16 protein-coding genes are annotated in these 16,263 nt (G+C 57.4%); 13 read left to right on the top strand and 3 right to left on the bottom strand.

What is annotated here, in order from left to right; translation table 11 throughout:
- The 7 genes from NW838_RS10820 to NW838_RS10790 form a co-directional block, all read left to right on the top strand.
- Positions 1-666: ABC transporter permease (locus NW838_RS10820; protein ID WP_414428031.1), on the top strand; the 666-nt coding region annotated here is incomplete at its 5' end.
- A 341-nt stretch (positions 667-1,007) separates the two neighbouring features.
- Positions 1,008-1,721, top strand: a complete 714-nt coding sequence (locus tag NW838_RS10815) for a DUF4394 domain-containing protein (protein ID WP_414357713.1) — start codon at positions 1,008-1,010, stop codon at positions 1,719-1,721.
- Positions 1,722-2,008: 287 nt separating this feature from the next.
- Positions 2,009-2,590, top strand: a complete 582-nt coding sequence (locus NW838_RS10810) for a sigma-70 family RNA polymerase sigma factor (RefSeq protein ID WP_414357714.1) — start codon at positions 2,009-2,011, stop codon at positions 2,588-2,590.
- Positions 2,587-3,333: an anti-sigma factor domain-containing protein gene (locus NW838_RS10805; protein WP_414357715.1), complete on the top strand. Its 747-nt coding sequence runs from the start codon at positions 2,587-2,589 to the stop codon at positions 3,331-3,333. The genes NW838_RS10810 and NW838_RS10805 overlap by 4 nt, the downstream gene beginning before the upstream one ends.
- A gap of 133 nt (positions 3,334-3,466) precedes the next feature.
- The gene (locus NW838_RS10800) at positions 3,467-3,688 is read left to right on the top strand and encodes a DUF2839 domain-containing protein (RefSeq protein WP_414329235.1); all 222 of its coding nucleotides are present in this window, start codon (positions 3,467-3,469) and stop codon (positions 3,686-3,688) included.
- Positions 3,689-3,728: 40 nt separating this feature from the next.
- Positions 3,729-4,556, top strand: a complete 828-nt coding sequence (locus NW838_RS10795) for a carbon-nitrogen hydrolase family protein (protein ID WP_011432809.1) — start codon at positions 3,729-3,731, stop codon at positions 4,554-4,556.
- A 9-nt stretch (positions 4,557-4,565) separates the two neighbouring features.
- Complete coding sequence (locus tag NW838_RS10790; protein WP_011432810.1) at positions 4,566-4,826, top strand: glutaredoxin family protein; 261 nt, start codon at positions 4,566-4,568, stop codon at positions 4,824-4,826.
- Between the two features lie 37 nt (positions 4,827-4,863).
- On the opposite strand, the gene NW838_RS10785 is transcribed toward NW838_RS10790, so the two are convergent.
- A complete protein-coding gene (locus NW838_RS10785; protein ID WP_414428030.1) occupies positions 4,864-8,361 on the bottom strand; it encodes a DNA polymerase III subunit alpha in 3,498 nt (1,165 codons plus the stop codon).
- Between the two features lie 117 nt (positions 8,362-8,478).
- Between NW838_RS10785 and selD the strand changes: the two genes are divergently transcribed.
- The 3 genes from selD (at position 8,479) to NW838_RS10770 (ending at position 11,482) form a co-directional block, all read left to right on the top strand.
- Entirely contained in the window at positions 8,479-9,546 is a 1,068-nt protein-coding gene (gene selD, locus NW838_RS10780; RefSeq protein WP_414428029.1) for a selenide, water dikinase SelD, read from the top strand.
- Positions 9,547-9,677: 131 nt separating this feature from the next.
- Positions 9,678-10,175: a hypothetical protein gene (locus tag NW838_RS10775; protein ID WP_414428028.1), complete on the top strand. Its 498-nt coding sequence runs from the start codon at positions 9,678-9,680 to the stop codon at positions 10,173-10,175.
- Between the two features lie 170 nt (positions 10,176-10,345).
- Positions 10,346-11,482, top strand: coding sequence for an ABC transporter permease (locus NW838_RS10770; protein ID WP_414357721.1), 1,137 nt, complete (start codon positions 10,346-10,348; stop codon positions 11,480-11,482).
- 47 nt (positions 11,483-11,529) lie between these two features.
- Here NW838_RS10770 and NW838_RS10765 read toward each other — a convergent pair whose 3' ends face one another.
- The gene (locus NW838_RS10765; RefSeq protein WP_414357722.1) at positions 11,530-12,471 is read right to left on the bottom strand and encodes a hypothetical protein; all 942 of its coding nucleotides are present in this window, start codon (positions 12,469-12,471) and stop codon (positions 11,530-11,532) included.
- A 307-nt stretch (positions 12,472-12,778) separates the two neighbouring features.
- On the opposite strand from NW838_RS10765, the gene NW838_RS10760 reads away from it, so the two are divergent.
- Positions 12,779-13,366 (top strand): hypothetical protein, encoded by a 588-nt coding sequence (locus NW838_RS10760; RefSeq protein WP_414329849.1) that lies wholly within the window; start codon positions 12,779-12,781, stop codon positions 13,364-13,366.
- 221 nt (positions 13,367-13,587) lie between these two features.
- Here the strand turns inward: NW838_RS10760 and NW838_RS10755 are convergent, their stop codons facing one another.
- Positions 13,588-14,472 carry a hypothetical protein gene (locus tag NW838_RS10755; protein WP_414421811.1) on the bottom strand — a complete coding sequence of 295 codons (885 nt, stop codon included), beginning with the start codon at positions 14,470-14,472 and terminating at the stop codon, positions 13,588-13,590.
- 226 nt (positions 14,473-14,698) lie between these two features.
- On the opposite strand from NW838_RS10755, the gene NW838_RS10750 reads away from it, so the two are divergent.
- Together NW838_RS10750 and mnmA are read left to right on the top strand one after the other, a co-directional pair.
- Positions 14,699-15,448 (top strand): HEAT repeat domain-containing protein, encoded by a 750-nt coding sequence (locus NW838_RS10750; protein WP_049749566.1) that lies wholly within the window; start codon positions 14,699-14,701, stop codon positions 15,446-15,448.
- Between the two features lie 102 nt (positions 15,449-15,550).
- The coding region (gene mnmA / locus NW838_RS10745; protein WP_414428027.1) for a tRNA 2-thiouridine(34) synthase MnmA at positions 15,551-16,263 on the top strand (713 nt) is incomplete at its 3' end.

Here is a 16,263-nt window from a genome sequence, read left to right as displayed (position 1 = left end):
GCTCTGTTTGGGCTGTCGTTGTTTTACCAGCAGGGGCACCGGCTGGGCGGTTGGAGTTGGCCGGAAGCCCTCATCGTGTTGGGGGTGTTCACCATTCTGCAGGGGGTGTCGGCCAGTCTCTTTAACGTCAACCTCAATCGCATTGTGCAGCAGGTGCAGGAAGGCACCTTGGATTTTGTTTTGCTAAAGCCAATAAGCAGCCAGTTTTGGCTGTCGGCCAGGGTGTTTTCCCCCTGGGGCTTGACGGATGTGGGTTTTGGCCTACTGCTCATTCTCCATGCCGGGATCCAGTTGGGCTTGCCCGGGTGGGCCTATGCGGTGGGGCTGTTGCCTCTGCTGCTGGGGCTGATCATCCTCTATAGCCTCTGGTTTATGTTGGGAGCCACCAGCATTTGGTTTGTCAAAATCTACAACGTGACCGAGGTGTTACGGGGCTTGGTAGAGGCAGGGCGGTTCCCGATGGTGGCTTATCCGGTGGCCTACCGCGTGTTTTTTACCTTCATCGTGCCGGTGGCTTTCTTGACAACGATCCCGGCGGAGACCTTGCTGGGGCGAGTCCAATGGCCGTGGCTGCTGGGATCCGGTCTGCTGGCGGCGGGGCTGTTGTGGGGATCCCATCTCTTCTGGCGCTTTGCCCTGCGCTTTTACACCAGCGCTTCCAGTTAAAGTCTGGGCCAAAAAGCTTGGATCCCACGCATCCGAGTTTCCAGGAGTTGAGTAATTTCTACAGACGCGCCCCACGCGCTGACATCGCGGAGAACAACTGCCTTCAGTACAAGGCAGAGGGAATCGCAGAGTTCTCTGGGTTGAGGGCAAAAAAGTTTTCACTGCAGCGCTTTGCAGCCACAGGCTCTGTGGTTTAGGGGGGCTTGTCTGTCAGTGGTTTTGATGGTTTGTCGATCTTTTGAGGAGCCTGTTCAATGCACAAACACACAAGCTTTGTAGCAGCATCTGTGATAGCCGGCAGTTTTGCTCTCTTGGGCTGTGGCAGCAGCACTTCGTCTTCGATGATGCCTTTCCAAGCGGATTTGGTGGCTTTGAGCGGCGGCAATCGCCTCACTTTCATCCGCTCTGCCGATGCCTTTGTGCAGGGATCCCTGACGGTAACAGGAGTGAACGGCAACCTCATTGGTATCGATGTGCGCCCTGCCAACCGGCTGCTTTACGGGCTGACCGACACCAGCATCCTTTACACCATCAACTTGCAGACCGGTGTCGCTACCGTGGCCAGCACTCTGTCGGTTCCCTTCACCGCGGGCACGCTTTCTGGCATGGATTTCAACCCTGTTCCGGATCGGCTGCGCTTGGTGGGAGCCAATGGCCAGAACTTCCGCATCAATGTGGATACGGGCGAAGTGATCCAAGATAGACCTTTGGCCTTTGGCCCAATGGAACTACAGGGATCCCAGCCGGCCATCACCGCCGCCGCCTACACCAACAATGTGGCGGGTGCCCAATCCACGCGGCTGCTGAACATCGACGGGCAACGGAACCTGCTGGTGTTGCAGAATCCCCCCAACGATGGGGTTCAGGTGCCCATTGGCCCTCTGGGGGTGAACTTCGGCCCTATGGGTGGGTTTGACATCCGTACTGCTGATGGAGTGGATACCGGCTTTGCCATCGGCGGCTCCACCTTGTATCGAATTGACCTAAACACCGGTCGGGCCACATCCCTGGGCACCCTGCCGGGTGGGCCGTTCTTTGGCTTGGCTGCCCTCTAGGAAGGCCGATTCCCATTTGCCTATCTAAATCAAGATTCATCAGCGTTAATCAACATTTTGAATTCATGGGTTTGGATCAACTTTTTGAAATCATTGCCGCAGTTGATCCCTTGCGTGGCCCGATCCCAGCTCAGGATTGGGCCTTCTATTTCCCCACAAGTCAGGGTTGACCTTCGCCTATGCAGACGATAAATTATGAAAGCCGCTGCCCTGCTTGGGTTGTCCTGGGCGATGCTTGTGCCTCTGCAGTTTCTCTCTCTCTTCCATCCCGTTTCCTCTTCCCGCTCATGAAGATCGAGGGCGACAAAGCTGAGGGATCCCTGCAGGAAAAAACCGATGCAGAGGTGTTTGCAGCCCTAAAAGCAGGCCGGTCACAAGCTCTGGCCATTCTCTACGACCGACATGCCGGCTTGGTGTACGGAATTGCCTGCAAAATGCTGGGCAGTACTGCCGAAGCCGAAGATCTCACCCAGGATATTTTTTTGAACTTGGCTCGTTCCTCCTTTGATCCCAGACGGGGATCCCTGCGCACCTACCTGAGCATCTTGGCTCGCTCTCGCTGTTTGGATCGGCTGCGCTCTTGGCGGAATCGACAGCGCTCCCTGGAACAGGGCAGAGTGGAATTGCAGGGTAGTCCTGCTGCGGATCCCACCTTGGAGCAGTTGGCCCAAGCGGAACGGGTGGCCGAGGTGCAAACGGCTTTGGCCGAGTTGTCCGAAAGTCAACGGCAAGTCTTAAAGATGGCCTATTACGAAGGCATGAGCCAAACGGAAATTGCCAAGCAACTGGATCTGCCTTTGGGAACGGTCAAAGCCAGAGCTCGGCGGGGTTTGCTGCGGCTGCGCGAGTTGTTGGGAGGCCCCTCATGAAAGCCGAATCTGTGTCTCCCGAAGAACTGCAACTGTGGCTGGCAGGCTATGTGCTGGGGGATCTCTCCCCGGAAGAGGCCGACCGGCTGGAAGCCTTGCTCAAGCTGCGCCCGGAGCTGCACCGAGAACTGCAGGCTTTGCAACAGGCATTGGAGACAGCCTACGGCGTGGAGGAAAAGCAACCTCCCCCCGCCCTGCGGGCTTCTCTGTTGCAGGCGCAGGCAGCCCAACCGATGCACACCCCCACCTGGGTTGCCAAGGGATCCCGTCTCTGGCAGCGGGGCTTGGGGGCAGTGGCCGCAGGCTTGATCGTCGCTTTGGGGCTGGGGAACCTCTACCTGTGGCGCAGGCTGCAGCTAGCCCAGACGCAAGGGATCCCTGGCGAGGTGTTGACCTATGAATTGCAGCCGACTGCGGAGAACCTGGCCGGCTCGGTCAAGCTTGAGGTGGATCCCCAGCGCCTGCAAGGGCGATTGGTGGCCCAAGGGTTGCCGCCTTTGCCGGAAGGCCGGGTCTATGCCCTGTGGGTGGTGCTGGAACCGGAGGCGCCCTTCACCACCGATAGTGCGGGGGCCATCCTCATGGCAGCTTTTCCGGTGGATGAAACAGGAAACCGCCAACAGGAGCTGCGCCTACCGCCGGTGTTTGAATCTACAGAATGGGTGCGGGCTGTGGCCATTACCGAAGAGGATGGCAATCGTCCCCAAGAGCACCAGGGATCCCCTTTGTGGATTTCCGGCTAGGGATGGATTGGCGTGGCCCGATGGCACAAGTAGGCGATTGTGATGCAGATGGATGTCAACCCAGTCTTGTGACCAAGGCAGAAGGCCTTAAGATAAAAGTCGCCACCCCAGCGAAGAACTTGGAGGCCACCCCATGGGCGAAGCGAAGCGCCGTAAAACCCGCATCAGCCAAGATCCCGACCAAGAGCTGGTGTTTCCCAACCTCAAGGATATTCCCCTCACCAAAGGGCAAGCTCGCGCCATCTACAATTGGACAACCCGTGGTGCTTGGGCAGGCATCATTCTCCTGGCCATCATTTGGGTGGTGATCCGATTTGTAGGGCCTGCCTTCGGCTGGTGGCATCTGGTCGGCTAGCCGGCCGGATCCCCTTTAGCATCCTTTGGAGTTTCCGTCTATGCGCTCTTATCTGGCAGCCGCCATTCAAATGACCAGCATTCCCGATCTGGCCAGCAACTTGCAGCAGGCGGAAGAGTGGATCGACTTTGCAGTGCGCCAGGGATGCGAGCTGGTGACGCTACCAGAAAACTTTGCCTTCATGGGGCCGGAAGCCGAGAAAGCCCGCCTTGCTCCTGAGATTGCGGAGCGGGCGGAGGAGTTTTTGGCCAAGATGGCCCAGCGTTACCAAGTATTTATTTTGGGAGGAGGGTATCCTGTGCCGGACGGGCAGGGCAAAGTTTACAATACCGCTGCCCTCTACAGCCCTGACGGCAAAGAGCTGGCCCGCTATCGCAAAATCCACCTGTTCGATGTCAATCTGCCCGACGGCAATACCTACCGCGAGTCGAACACGGTGGTCAGCGGAGATGAGGTGGTCACCTGCGAGCAAGAGCAACTGGGGAACCTCGGTTTGTCGGTCTGCTACGACGTACGCTTTCCAGAGCTGTACCGATCCCTGGTGGATCGCGGAGCCCAGATTTTGCTCATCCCTGCCGCCTTCACGGCCTACACGGGTCGGGATCACTGGCAGGTTTTGCTGCAATGCCGGGCCATTGAGAACACCTGTTACGTGATAGCCCCCGCCCAGGTGGGCACCCACTACGAGCGGCGACAGTGTCACGGCCATGCCATGATCGTGGACCCCTGGGGGACTATCTTGGCGGATGCGGGTGGCGAAAAACCGGGGGTGGCCATTGCTGAAATTAACCCAGAGCGTTTCCAGTTGGTCAGGCGGCAGATGCCTTCCCTACAACACCGTCGGCTGGCCTGCACCGTCACCCGCTAGGGATCCGCTGTGCCTTGGCCCCCCCTGATTCTCTACAGCAAACCCGGCTGCCACCTCTGCGAGAGCTTGGTGGAGAAGTTGCGGCAGATCCCCGAAATCCGTGATCTGGAAGTCCGCGACATCACCTCCAACCCGAGTTGGTGGGAGCAATACCAACTGGAAGTTCCCGTGCTCACCCTGGCAGGGGATCCCGAGCGACCTTTGCCACGTCCTTCCCCTCGGCTGACGGTGAGCCAGTTGCGGGCTTGGCTTGAGAAACAGCTCCGTTGAATTTCTCCTGCTGCTGCCGGAGCTTTCTCTGCCATGCCTATGGAGAGAGCAGCGATTCGCTGCGGGCGGTGTAGCCGGCTTGACGCAGGGCTTCAACGGCGGCTTGGGCATTGTTAACCCAAAATTGGGATCCCATTCTCACCCAAAGGGTATGGGGATGGGCGGTGATGGCAGCCACGACAGGAATGCGATTTTCTTCTTTAATTTCCGAGCGTTGGCGAGCGATTAGCGTCTGTAAACGGTATCGATCCTCCAGTGTCCCAGCAGAGTCGAGAGGGATCTCCACCGTTACCCAACTAACAGATTCAATCGGTTGTAAATCTTCCACAATCAGTTGCACCTGTTCATCCCGCTGATCCACTTTGGCCCAAACCAATAGCCGTTGATCCACCTCCAGGCAACCGCGCAAACGTTCATAGGTTTTGGGGAAGATCACTGCTTCACAACTGCCGGTGAGATCTTCCAGTTGCAAAATGGCCATGCGATCCCCTTTCTTGGTTGTGACATTTTTAATGGCCGTCACCAGGGCGAGAACGCCCACAGAGGCATCGACTGCGCAGCCGCCCAAGTCAGCTAGGTTTACAGGGGCCAGCAGCCGCGCTTGCTCCTGAATGCGCCGCAGCGGATGATCCGAGACATAAAACCCCAGCAGCTCCCGTTCTAGCCTCAACTTTTCCTGAGGTGGAAAATCTTCAGTAGCCGGCCCACGCGGAGCCTCCACAAATCCATTGCCGGCGCTGCTATTGCTCCCCAGTAGATCGAACAAGCTGGCTTGGCCGATGGCTTTGGACTTGGCTCGCTGCGCTGCCCAACTGAGGATGGGATCCAAATCGGCAATTAGTTGTTTACGATTTCCAGAAATACAATCAAAAGCGCCCGCACAAATCAGGGCCTCCAGGGCACGACGGTTAACAATGCGCAGATCCACCCGCTGGCAAAAATCCGCCAGAGAGGTGAAGGGGCCATCAGCTTGACGGGCAGCCAAAATGTTTTGAATGGCCCCCTCCCCTACATTCTTCACTGCCCCCAGACCAAACAAAATGCTGGATCCCTGGGGAGTAAAGTCCATTCCAGAACGGTTGATATCCGGCGGCTGAATTTGGATCCCAATTGACAAGCAATAGGTAATGTAGCGCTGTACCTTGTCCTGATCTCCCCCCACAGAAGAGAGCAAGGCTGCCATATATTCCGTTGGGTAATTGGCCTTGAGGTAAGCTGTTTGAAAAGTAATCAACCCATAGGCAGTAGAATGCGATTTATTGAAGCAATACTCGGCAAAAGCAACCATTTGATCAAACAATTCTGTGGCAACTTCTTGGCTTACACCCCGCTTGGCTGCCCCCTGCACAAATTGCTCGCGGTGTTTCTCCATCTCGGAGACTTTCTTTTTCCCCATCGCTCGCCGCAGCAGATCGGCTTGGCCTAAGGTGTATCCGGCCATGTCTTGGGCAATGCGCATGATCTGTTCCTGGTAGAGGATGGCTCCGTAGGTATCCTGAAGAATGGGCTTGAGGAGTTCGTGGGCATAGGTTACCGGTTTGCGACCGTGCTTGCGATCGATAAAGTCGGGGATCATGCCCGTATCCAATGGGCCTGGCCGGTACAAGGCCAATACTGAGGAAATATCTTCTAAGTTGGAAGGTTTGAGCTCCCGCACCACCTGCTTCATGCCAGAAGACTCCAGTTGGAAGATCCCTTCCAGCTCTCCCTTTTCCAGCAGTTGATAGGTTTTCTTGTCATCTAGGGGCAGGTTATCCAGATCTATGTTGACGCCATTGTGTTCTCGGATCAGTTCCACTGCCCGCTGAATCATCGTCAGGTTGCGCAGACCCAAAAAGTCCATCTTCAGCAAGCCCAAAGACTCGATATCTTCCATCGAGTACTGGGTGATAATTTGGCCTTCATTGTTGTACTGCAGAGGCACGATCTCATCTAAGGGATCCTTAGCAATCACCACACCGGCAGCGTGAACCCCGAAGGTTTTGTTGGTGCCCTCCAACAAACGTGCCAGCTCGATCCAGCGGTGGGTGGTTGGGTCTTTCTCGTATTTTTCTTTGAACTCTGGAGCGGGAGTATCCTCGCCAATCATCTCTTCCAATTTTGCGGGCTTGCCTCGGGATACCGGGATCAATTTCGCCATTTTGTCGGCTTCTGAGTAGGGAATGTCTAAGACTCGACCGACATCTTTGAGAATGGCTTTAGAGGTCATGCGGTTAAAGGTGATGATCTGGGCGACTCGCTCTTGGCCGTATTTGCGGGTCACATAGTCGATCAGCTCTCCCCGCCGCTCGATGCAAAAATCCGTATCGATATCCGGCATCGATTGACGTTCTGGATTGAGAAATCGCTCAAACAGTAGGCCGTATTTAACCGGGTCAATGTTGGTAATTTGTAGGGCATAGGCCACCAGGGATCCTGCTGCCGAGCCTCGCCCCGGCCCCACCGGGATCCCCTGCTCGCGGGCATAGCGAACGTAGTCCCAGACCACCAGGAAATAGCTGGAGAAGCCCTTTTGTTGGATGATGTTCAGCTCAAAGCGCAGGCGCTCCTGGTAGTTTTGGGGGATCTGATCCGGCTGAGCAACACCGCAGCGCTTCGCCAGCCCCTGCCAGGCCAATTCTGTGAGATAGCTATCGGCAGAATGGCCTGGTGGAACCGGGTAGTCGGGCATGCGCATTTCCCCAAATAGGTCATAGCCCTCGATCTTTTCCAGCACCTTCAGGGTGTTGGCGATGGCCTCGTCAATCACCTCCTGTTCCAAATGGTCACGGCAGAGACGGCGCATCTCTTCTGGGCTTTTCAGGTATTCGGTTCCGGTGTAGCGAAGGCGATTTTTTTCAGTAAGGGATTTGCCTGTTTGAATGCAGAGCAGCGCATCGTGGGCCTCTACATCCCAGCAGGAAATAAAATGGCTATCGTTGGTGAGGATGATCGGGATCCCCAATTCGCGGGCGATGCGCACCAACTGCACATTGACAAAGCGATCTTCTTGATAGCCGTGATCCTGAATCTCGATGTAATAATCATCCCCAAACTGCTCTTGATACCAAGCGGCAACTTCACGGGCAATTTCTGGCCGCCGCTGCAAAATAGCCTGAGGCACTTCTCCTGCCAAGCAGCCACTGGTGACGATCAACCCTTCTTTGTATTGCACCAAATACTCTTTGTTAATGCAGGGGCGAGAGAAAATCCCTTTGCCTTGAATGCCGTGTAGATGAGAAATGGTGGTTAGCTTCACTAAGTTTTTGTAGCCCTGGGTATTTTTGGCCAGAACCACTTGGTGATACTTGGGGTACTTGCGGCTTTTGTCGCGGATATCGCCGTTGATTACATACATTTCATTGCCGATGATTGGAGTAATCCCTTTGCTTTTACACAGTTTCACCAGCTCTAACGCCCCATACATGACACCGTGATCCGTCAGGGCCAGCCCCGGCAAACCCATAGCGACCACCTGCTCGATCAGACGCGGCAATTGGCTGGCGCCATCCAAGAGGCTGTATTCGCTGTGGAGATGCAAAGGAACAAAAGACATGGCAACGCTATGGATAGTGGGATCCCTTTAACCTTAACTCAGCGTGTCCATTTCTCGACTGCCTGCAGATGCCGCTACAGTAAAGTCAGCTGATGTTTTTTCCCTTTTCTTGAATCTATGGATGCTCCCATTCGCCTCACCCAGTACTCCCACGGCGGTGGCTGCGGCTGTAAAATTGCCCCGGCCCTGCTGCAACAAATTCTTAAGGATGTGCCCCTGCTATCCCCAAATCCGGCTTTGTTGGTGGGAGCTGAAACCAGCGATGATGCGGCTGTCTATCAACTAAACGACCACCAAGCCCTAATTTTGACCACCGATTTCTTCATGCCGATTGTGGATGAGCCGGTGGATTTTGGTCGGATCGCGGCGACCAATGCCCTTTCCGATGTCTACGCGATGGGGGGCACTCCCATTCTGGCTTTGGCAGTTTTGGGCATGCCGGTCGATACCCTGCCGATGCAGGCCATCCAAGGGATCATGGCCGGAGGGATCCAGGTTTGCCAAGAAGCCGGGATCCCTTTGGCAGGGGGGCACTCCATCGATTCGCCGGAGCCCATCTTCGGCTTGGTGGCAGCAGGTTTGGCCCATCCACACCACATTCGCCGCAATGCCACGGCCCAACCTGGGGACGATCTGATCCTGACCAAGCCGCTGGGGATCGGGGTGATGACCACCGCTCTGAAAAAGGGTCAGCTCAGTGCGGCAGGCTACGCGGAAGTTTTGCAGGTGATGACCCAGCTGAATCGCATCGGCTCGCAACTGGCTCGGCGACCGCAAGTTCACGCCATGACGGATGTAACAGGGTTTGGCCTGGTGGGACACTTGCTGGAAGTCTGTCGCGGCTCCGGGGTGGGGGCCAGTTTGGATCTGGCCTCCATTCCGTTTTTGGCAGAAGCGCTCTCGCTGGCAGAGGCGGGGATCTTTCCAGGGGCGGCTCGTCGCAATTGGCAGGGCTATGAGGGGGTACAGGCAGAATCCCTGCCCGAGTGGCAGCAACTGCTGCTGGCAGATCCCCAAACCAGCGGGGGCTTGCTGGTGGCGGTGGATCCCGGCTACACCTCAGACCTCTTGCAAGAGCTGCACAGTGCCGGCTACCCCTACGCCCGTCGCATTGGCCGATGCCAAGCTGGAGACACCAGAATCCATGTTACCGGCAAGATCAGCCTCAGCCCAGCGGCAGCCTGAAGAAGACCCTCTGGCAATACTCACCATGCAAAGTCTCGATAGAGGGCTCAGTATGAAGATTGCGTCAAGCAGCTCTGAGAAAGTTAAAGATACCATGTAAGGCAAGGGAAGGTTAGGATATCCTGAGATCTATGAGCGAGCTTCCCCCCAGCCGTAGTCTGGTTCAGCGAGTTGAGCCTGGCCAGCTGATTCGAACCCTCAGCAGTGGGCAATTGCTGATGGTGGATCCACAACGGCACAACGCCCTGATCATCTGCAAGACGTTTCATGCCGAGTTTGCCGGGCCAGGCGCTGCGGTGGGGGGGCCCTTGGATGTGGAGTCCGGCGGCGTTGTCCCCATTGGGGATGTGGTTTTGCTGCATCCGCAAGACCACCAAGAGCGGCAAAGTGCCTATGCCAAGCGGCTGCACTGGATGCGTTGGCTACAGCAAATCACCGATAATCCTTTGCCGGCCCAGCGGGCGCGGGTTTTGCTCTTTAGCTTAGAGGAATTTTTCTCTGCGGATTTGGTTAGCCAATTGCCAGATGACATTTTGGCACGGCTGGTGGGGGTGCTGCCCCAGACGATTGCTGCGGTGCGGATGGAGATGACGGCCCGCTATAGCCCCAACTATTCCCTGGCAGGCTGAGCTTTTTCAGACTGGGGAAGGAACTCGTCCTGCTGATGGGAATCGGTGACAGGCTGCCGGCCCTCACCTCTAGCCCCTCTCTGCAACTGGAACGAGACACGATCAGCTACACTGAAAGCCAATTTGCGTTGGCAGTTGGTTCAACTGGACTCGACCGGAATCTTTGCCTCATGCAGTGGTGGAAACGGCTTCGCCAAAACCGATGGGCCCAAGTAGGAGCTTACATTCTCCTTGTTTTCTACGCCTGCGCCATTTTTGCCGAGTTTGTTGCCCCCTACAGCCCGCTGGAATCGCAGCCGGGGGGATCCCTTCTGCCGCCCACCGCCATTCACTTTTGGGATGAATCGGGCGCTTGGATTGGGCCCCACGTTTATCCAACCCGCCAGGGGCCAGTGGATCTGGAAACGGGAGAACGCCCGCTCTTGGTGGATACCAGCCGTCCCGCCGGGATCCGCTTGTTTGTGGCCGGTACTCCCTACCGTTGGTTGGGGTTGATCCCCTGGGATCGGCATCTGTTTGGCACCGTCCCGCTGCGGCCTGTTGCAGAAGAGGGACAGGTGGGATCCCCAATCGGCGAAGAGCCCTCTGTGGCACGGCTACACCTGCTGGGCACCGATGATCAAGGTCGGGACTATTTCAGTCGCTTGGTCTATGGCGGGCGCGTCAGCCTGTTTATCGGCTTGGTGGGCATTGGCATCTCTTTCCCCATTGGTCTGCTGGTGGGGGCCATATCCGGCTACCTTGGGGGCTGGGTGGATACGCTCCTGATGCGCTTGGCAGAGGTGTTGATGTCGATTCCGACGCTGTATCTGCTGGTGTCGCTGGCAGCGGTGTTGCAGGTGAATCCGCTGACCGGGGTGCCCTTCAGCAATGCCGAGCGCTTCTTGGTGATTGTGGTGATCCTCTCTTTTGTGGGTTGGGCGGGCCTAGCCAGGGTGATTCGTGGGCAGGTGCTGTCCTTGCGAGAGCGGGACTTTGTGCAGGCAGCGCGGGTAGCCGGGGCTGGATCCCTGTATCTGCTGGTGCGGCATATTTTGCCCCAGACAGCTACTTATGTGGTGATCTCGGCAACCTTGGCGGTGCCCGGCTACATTGCGGCAGAGTCGGTGCTGAGCCTCATCGGGTTGGGGATCCAACAGCCGGATGCCTCTTGGGGCAACATGCTCTCGCTGGCCACCAACGCTTCGGTGATCATCCTACAGCCCTGGCTGGTGCTGGCCCCCACTTTGATGGTGGTGCTGACCTCTCTATCCTTTAACCTGCTGGGGGATGGTTTGCGGGACGCCCTCGATCCTCGGGAAGGGTGAGCTGCTTCCCCATTGCGCCGAGTGAGGGGAATGGAGTGGCCTGCAAATCACCGCTTTCCGTCGGGATAGAGCCGGTTTAGACCCTTGCGAGCCTTAGCATGGACATCCAGGGTGGCATCCATTTTCAGGATCTGCCGGTAAACTTGCTCGGCACGAGCCACTTCCCCTTCCTGTTCCAACTTTTCTCCTAGCTTGAGCAAGTTTTGGGCTGAGAGATCTGCCCAAGGATTCTGTTCGGCTGTTGGCTCCTGCAGTTGCCGCAGCTCTTCTAGGCGCTCTTGCACCATCGGTCGTAACAGCCAAGAGTCATCCAGATCCAAAACCTCTCGGTAGTAGCGCTGGGCCTCTTTAAAGTTCTTTTGCTCGTCGTAGGCTTCCGCCAGTTGTAGCGCCAGTTCCGCTGTGGGCTGATCCTTAAACTGGCGATGCAGTTGGTTCAGTCGCCGCACAAAGGGGGATCCCTGCTGCGGGTTTTTCAAATCCGGGGCGTGCTGAACCGGCAGATAGTCGTCCCTCTCCGCCGATGGTTGAGGGGAAGGGGCAGGCTCTGCAGCTTGAGGTCGAAGGGGCGCTTGGCGGCTGATGCTTTTGGGATCGATGGGGGTGGGCTTGTAAACCCAAATTGGCTGATCCGGAGGAGATGCGGGTGGGGTTGGGCGTGGGATCGGCTGCGGCAAGGGAATGGTCTTGCGATCCGGCGGTTCAGGAGATGGCTGCTTCAGCTCCTCAAGGGTGCTGGGAGGTTTGGGGGCCTGAAATTGAATCGCTTTGGGAGTCTCCCTGCGCTCTTGGGCCAATTCTCGGTACAGAGCGGCCAATTGAAGGTAACCCGCCTCCTCGTAGGCAGTGGCCAGCCAACGGGCATTCTCTGGGCTGGGATCCGCACGATAAGCTCGCCGGAGCAACTGCAAAGCAGTGCCGTAGTTGCGCTCTCGAATGGCTGCCCGTCCCAAACTCGCTGAGCTGACCCCGATGGTATCGCTGGCCATAGTCCCCCATCTGTCTTGGCGCCGACAATAGAGCTAAGAGTCAAGGCTGAGCTGCTGATAATTCAGGTTTTCCAAGCCAGCCACGTGGGTTGACGCTTGCTTAATATAACTGGATTCCTTGGCCATAGCATACCCTCACCAGCCGGGATGTTATCTGCTCGGACAGCTCCCTCTTGTTGAGATCTCTCGCTTTATATCAATTCAATGTCGATATTGAGGGTGGGATTGGATTGAGATCTGGATGCCAAGTTAACTTTCGGGCTAGCTTGTAGTCAGAGCTTCAGCAGCAACAGGTTCTGACGCCAACATGATCCAAGACTTTCGAGAGCGGTACCCTATGGGCAGTTTGCTCACCGATCTGTTGCGGGTGGAAGAAGGGATCTACATCGTCAGAGCCCAGGTGGTGGTGAACAACACGGTTTTGGGCAGTGGCATGGCTGGCTCGAACACCGTCGAAGAGGCGGAAGATGCTGCCTTGAAGCGCGCCCTCCACCACGCAGGATTTGGTCGCCCCACTTCCTCTTTGAGTTTGGGCATGGATTCTGCTGCCGCCAGGGTGCCTTATCTGCCAACTCCTGAGTTGGCCAACGGACACGCTCAGTCTTCCCCTGCTTCTCCAGCCCCCGAGTCGATAGGGATCCCTGCAAAGCCAAGTTCCCCAGAGCTGCCCGGTCTAAGTGAGCCGGCGGCCTATGGGGATGACCTATCGGACATCATTGCCCAAACGGATGTGGAGATGCAGCGCATTGGCTGGGGCCGCAAGGAAGGACAAGAGTTTTTGGAACGTCGCTTTCAGAAGAAATCTCGCCACCAACTAAGCGACGCCGAGCTGCGGGAGTTTTTGCGCTACCTAAAACAGCAGCCCTCCCGCCTCAGCAGCGAACCCCGCTTTTGAAGTCTTCTCGGCCTTGCCGCCAAGATCTCGGGATCTGGAGATCTGGCAACTCCTATCTTCCAACTAGGGTTGTTCCGAGCCCGTTCAAGTAGCCTCTGACCCTTGCCCCCGGCCCCTCTGGAAGGGGGAGTTGGGAATCAAGCCAGCCAACTGTTTTACTGCTAGTTGGCTGCTACTTGGAATAAGCCCGTTCTACCGTCGGTGTCTTGCTGCTGCTGAAGCTAGGGCGCACCTACAATCACGCTGGTGTCTTCCATTTGCTTCACGACCGTTTCTCCCCCTTCCGAGAGCACAACCCGTCGCTCTGGCACCGATACTCCGGCCACCTTGGCGGTTTGGTAGTTTTGCCCGGCCTGCACCACAGCGGGAATGACACCTGGGCCAGAAACCAGAGCAAAGGACTCGCCGCCAATCTGTATCATCCCGGAAACCTGTACACTGCGGGCAAACGCAGCTGGGTCAGGGGTAGGCGTTGGGATCGGGGTAGCCACGGCTACAGGGGCGCCATTGCCGCTGCCAGGAGGGGGCAAAACCGGAGGTGGAGGCAGGGGCGGCAGGACAATCTGCGGTTCAGGAGCACGCACGTTTTGAGGCACAAAGGGATCCACACGGCCAGCCCCACTCAAGGCCCGCTGGGTTTCCTGCTCTCGATCCACTGGCGGGATCAGGCTAGAGGCAGCTTGGGTAGCCTGCAGAAGGGAGGGCACCGGCGGCGGGGGTTGATCGGGGGCGGTCTGGCCAAAGCCGGCAGGCAAGTTCACCGTTTGTTGCCGGGCGAGAGCTTGCATCTGGCTGGCTCCGCGGGCCAAGGTGGCGCTCATATCCTGTTCCCAAGTCCCTGCAGCATTCAGCCGCATGATCACAGGGCTGGTTCCCCCCCGAGACTCCACCCAAATTTCCGCTTCTGTGTCGCTCAATCGCCGCGAGCTGAGGATCCGGGATCCCGGAGGCAAGAGGGGCCGAAGCGCCAGTTCGGCCTCAGGAACAGCCTGTTCGTTGGCCAGAGCCGGGAACCAACGGGGGGCCAAAAACGCAACGCCCCCTGCCAACAGCAGGCCGGCTACAAGAAAGCAGGACAATGGGCGAGCAGGCAGCGATTTCAGCATAGAGACCACCGGGAGAGAGCCTCGTATCCTCTCCACCAAAATATCCAAAATCTTCGTGATGGGGCCAAGTCAACCTGCTTTTCTCGACAACAGTGCTAGGATTTGTCGATCGAAACAGTGGCACCATGTCCCCAGAGATCCCGACCGGGCCAGACAAAGACGGCCTCTGTCCAAGCGCAGCCTCGTTTGCCATACTGAAGAAAGATTGTAAATATTTGTTAACGCCATGACTGTCTCTGCTTTGGATCCCGCCAACCCCGCCCGTTTACAGGAGATCGCTCAACGCTTGCGCAGCCCGCGTTCTGCGGACCGGATGGTGGCCTTGGCCCAGTTGCGGGATGTGCCGGCAGAGCAGGCGGTGCCGCTGATTTTGCAGGTCATCGACGATGAGAACCTGCAGGTGCGCTCTTTTGCCGTCTTTGCCCTGGGGATCAAGCAAACGGACGCCTGTCTGCCCAAATTGCTGGAAATCCTCACCCAAGACCCGGATTATGGCATTCGCGCCGACGCGGCAGGTGCCCTGGGCTATTTGGAAGATCCGCGGGCTTTTGAGGCCCTGGTGCGCGCCTTTTACGAAGATGTGGAGTGGCTGGTGCGCTTCAGTGCCGCGGTGGCCTTGGGGAACTTGAAGGATCCGCGGGCTTACGACGTGCTGCTGCGGGCGTTGGAGGGGCCAGAAGAGCTGCTACAACAGGCGGCCATCGCAGCTTTGGGAGAACTGGGGGATCCGCGGGCCCTGGATCACATCCTGCGGTTTGCCCAATCGGAAGACTGGCTGGTGCGGCAGCGGCTGGCCCAAGCGCTGGGCAATTTGCCTTCCCCCAAGAGCGTTTCTGCTCTCAACTACCTGGCCAGGGATCCCCACGATAGCGTTGCGGCGGCGGCTCTGGATTCGCTGCGGCGCTTGCGGCAAAGGGGCATCTCAGAAACCACCCCTGAGAAGGGATCCGGGCCAGCCAATTCTGAGGAAGGCTAAAGTAAAGATCCCGGCTCAGCTTGTTCCGGGTTCCCCAATCCCCAGAGAGAGGCCTCCTCTGTTTCCGGCTGAGCCTTTCTTTTCCTAGGATCCCTTGCCTTGATGGTTACTAGCCCCCACTCATCGGTTTCACCTGTTGCATCCCCGTCGCGGCCCCGCATTGTGGCGGCCCTTTCTGGGGGTGTGGATAGCTCTACGGTGGCGGCCCTTTTGCAGGAACAGGGCTACGCCGTGGAGGGGGTCACCCTCTGGCTCATGAGGGGGAAGGGGCAGTGCTGTACCGAAGGCTTGGTGGATGCGGCAGCTGTTTGTGAGCAGCTGGGGATCCCTCACCATGTGGTGGATAGCCGCGAGCTGTTCCAGGCCAACATTGTCGATTACCTGGTAGCCGGCTACGCGGAGGGCATTACTCCCCTGCCCTGCTCCCAATGCAACAAGCTGGTGAAATTCGGCCCGTTGCTGGCCTATGCCCGCGAAAAGCTGGGCATCTCCCAGATGGCCACCGGCCACTACGCACGGGTGCGCTTTAACGCCGAGCTAGGACGTTACCAACTCCTGCGGGCGGTAGATCGGCAGAAGGATCAGTCCTATTTTCTCTACGACCTCAGCCAAGAGCACCTAGCCCATAGCCTCTTCCCCTTGGGCGAGTACACCAAGGCCCAAACCCGTCAGTTGGCTGCCCGCTACGGGCTGGTTACAGCCGACAAGCCCGAAAGCCAGGATCTCTGCTTGATTGAAACCTATGGCTCGATGCGGAGCTTTTTGGATCAGTACCTTGGGCAAAGGCCAGGGGAAATCGTCGATACCCAGGGGCG

The sequence above is a fragment of the Synechococcus sp. R55.2 genome, assembly GCF_047462075.1.
Lineage (GTDB): Bacteria > Cyanobacteriota > Cyanobacteriia > Thermostichales > Thermostichaceae > Thermostichus.
This window is presented reverse-complemented; position numbering and strand designations above follow the sequence as displayed.

Excerpts from the sequence above, each read along its gene's own strand:
- NW838_RS10815 (WP_414357713.1), top strand. The coding sequence starts at position 1,008 with ATGATGCCTTTCCAAGCGGATTTGGTGGCTTTGAGCGGCGGCAATCGC.
- NW838_RS10810 (WP_414357714.1), top strand. The coding sequence starts at position 2,009 with ATGAAGATCGAGGGCGACAAAGCTGAGGGATCCCTGCAGGAAAAAACC.
- NW838_RS10805 (WP_414357715.1), top strand. The coding sequence starts at position 2,587 with ATGAAAGCCGAATCTGTGTCTCCCGAAGAACTGCAACTGTGGCTGGCA.
- NW838_RS10800 (WP_414329235.1), top strand. The coding sequence starts at position 3,467 with ATGGGCGAAGCGAAGCGCCGTAAAACCCGCATCAGCCAAGATCCCGAC.
- NW838_RS10795 (WP_011432809.1), top strand. The coding sequence starts at position 3,729 with ATGCGCTCTTATCTGGCAGCCGCCATTCAAATGACCAGCATTCCCGAT.
- NW838_RS10785 (WP_414428030.1), bottom strand. The coding sequence starts at position 8,361 with ATGTCTTTTGTTCCTTTGCATCTCCACAGCGAATACAGCCTCTTGGAT.
- selD (WP_414428029.1), top strand. The coding sequence starts at position 8,479 with ATGGATGCTCCCATTCGCCTCACCCAGTACTCCCACGGCGGTGGCTGC.
- NW838_RS10775 (WP_414428028.1), top strand. The coding sequence starts at position 9,678 with ATGAGCGAGCTTCCCCCCAGCCGTAGTCTGGTTCAGCGAGTTGAGCCT.
- NW838_RS10770 (WP_414357721.1), top strand. The coding sequence starts at position 10,346 with ATGCAGTGGTGGAAACGGCTTCGCCAAAACCGATGGGCCCAAGTAGGA.
- NW838_RS10765 (WP_414357722.1), bottom strand. The coding sequence starts at position 12,471 with ATGGCCAGCGATACCATCGGGGTCAGCTCAGCGAGTTTGGGACGGGCA.
- NW838_RS10760 (WP_414329849.1), top strand. The coding sequence starts at position 12,779 with ATGATCCAAGACTTTCGAGAGCGGTACCCTATGGGCAGTTTGCTCACC.
- NW838_RS10755 (WP_414421811.1), bottom strand. The coding sequence starts at position 14,472 with ATGCTGAAATCGCTGCCTGCTCGCCCATTGTCCTGCTTTCTTGTAGCC.
- NW838_RS10750 (WP_049749566.1), top strand. The coding sequence starts at position 14,699 with ATGACTGTCTCTGCTTTGGATCCCGCCAACCCCGCCCGTTTACAGGAG.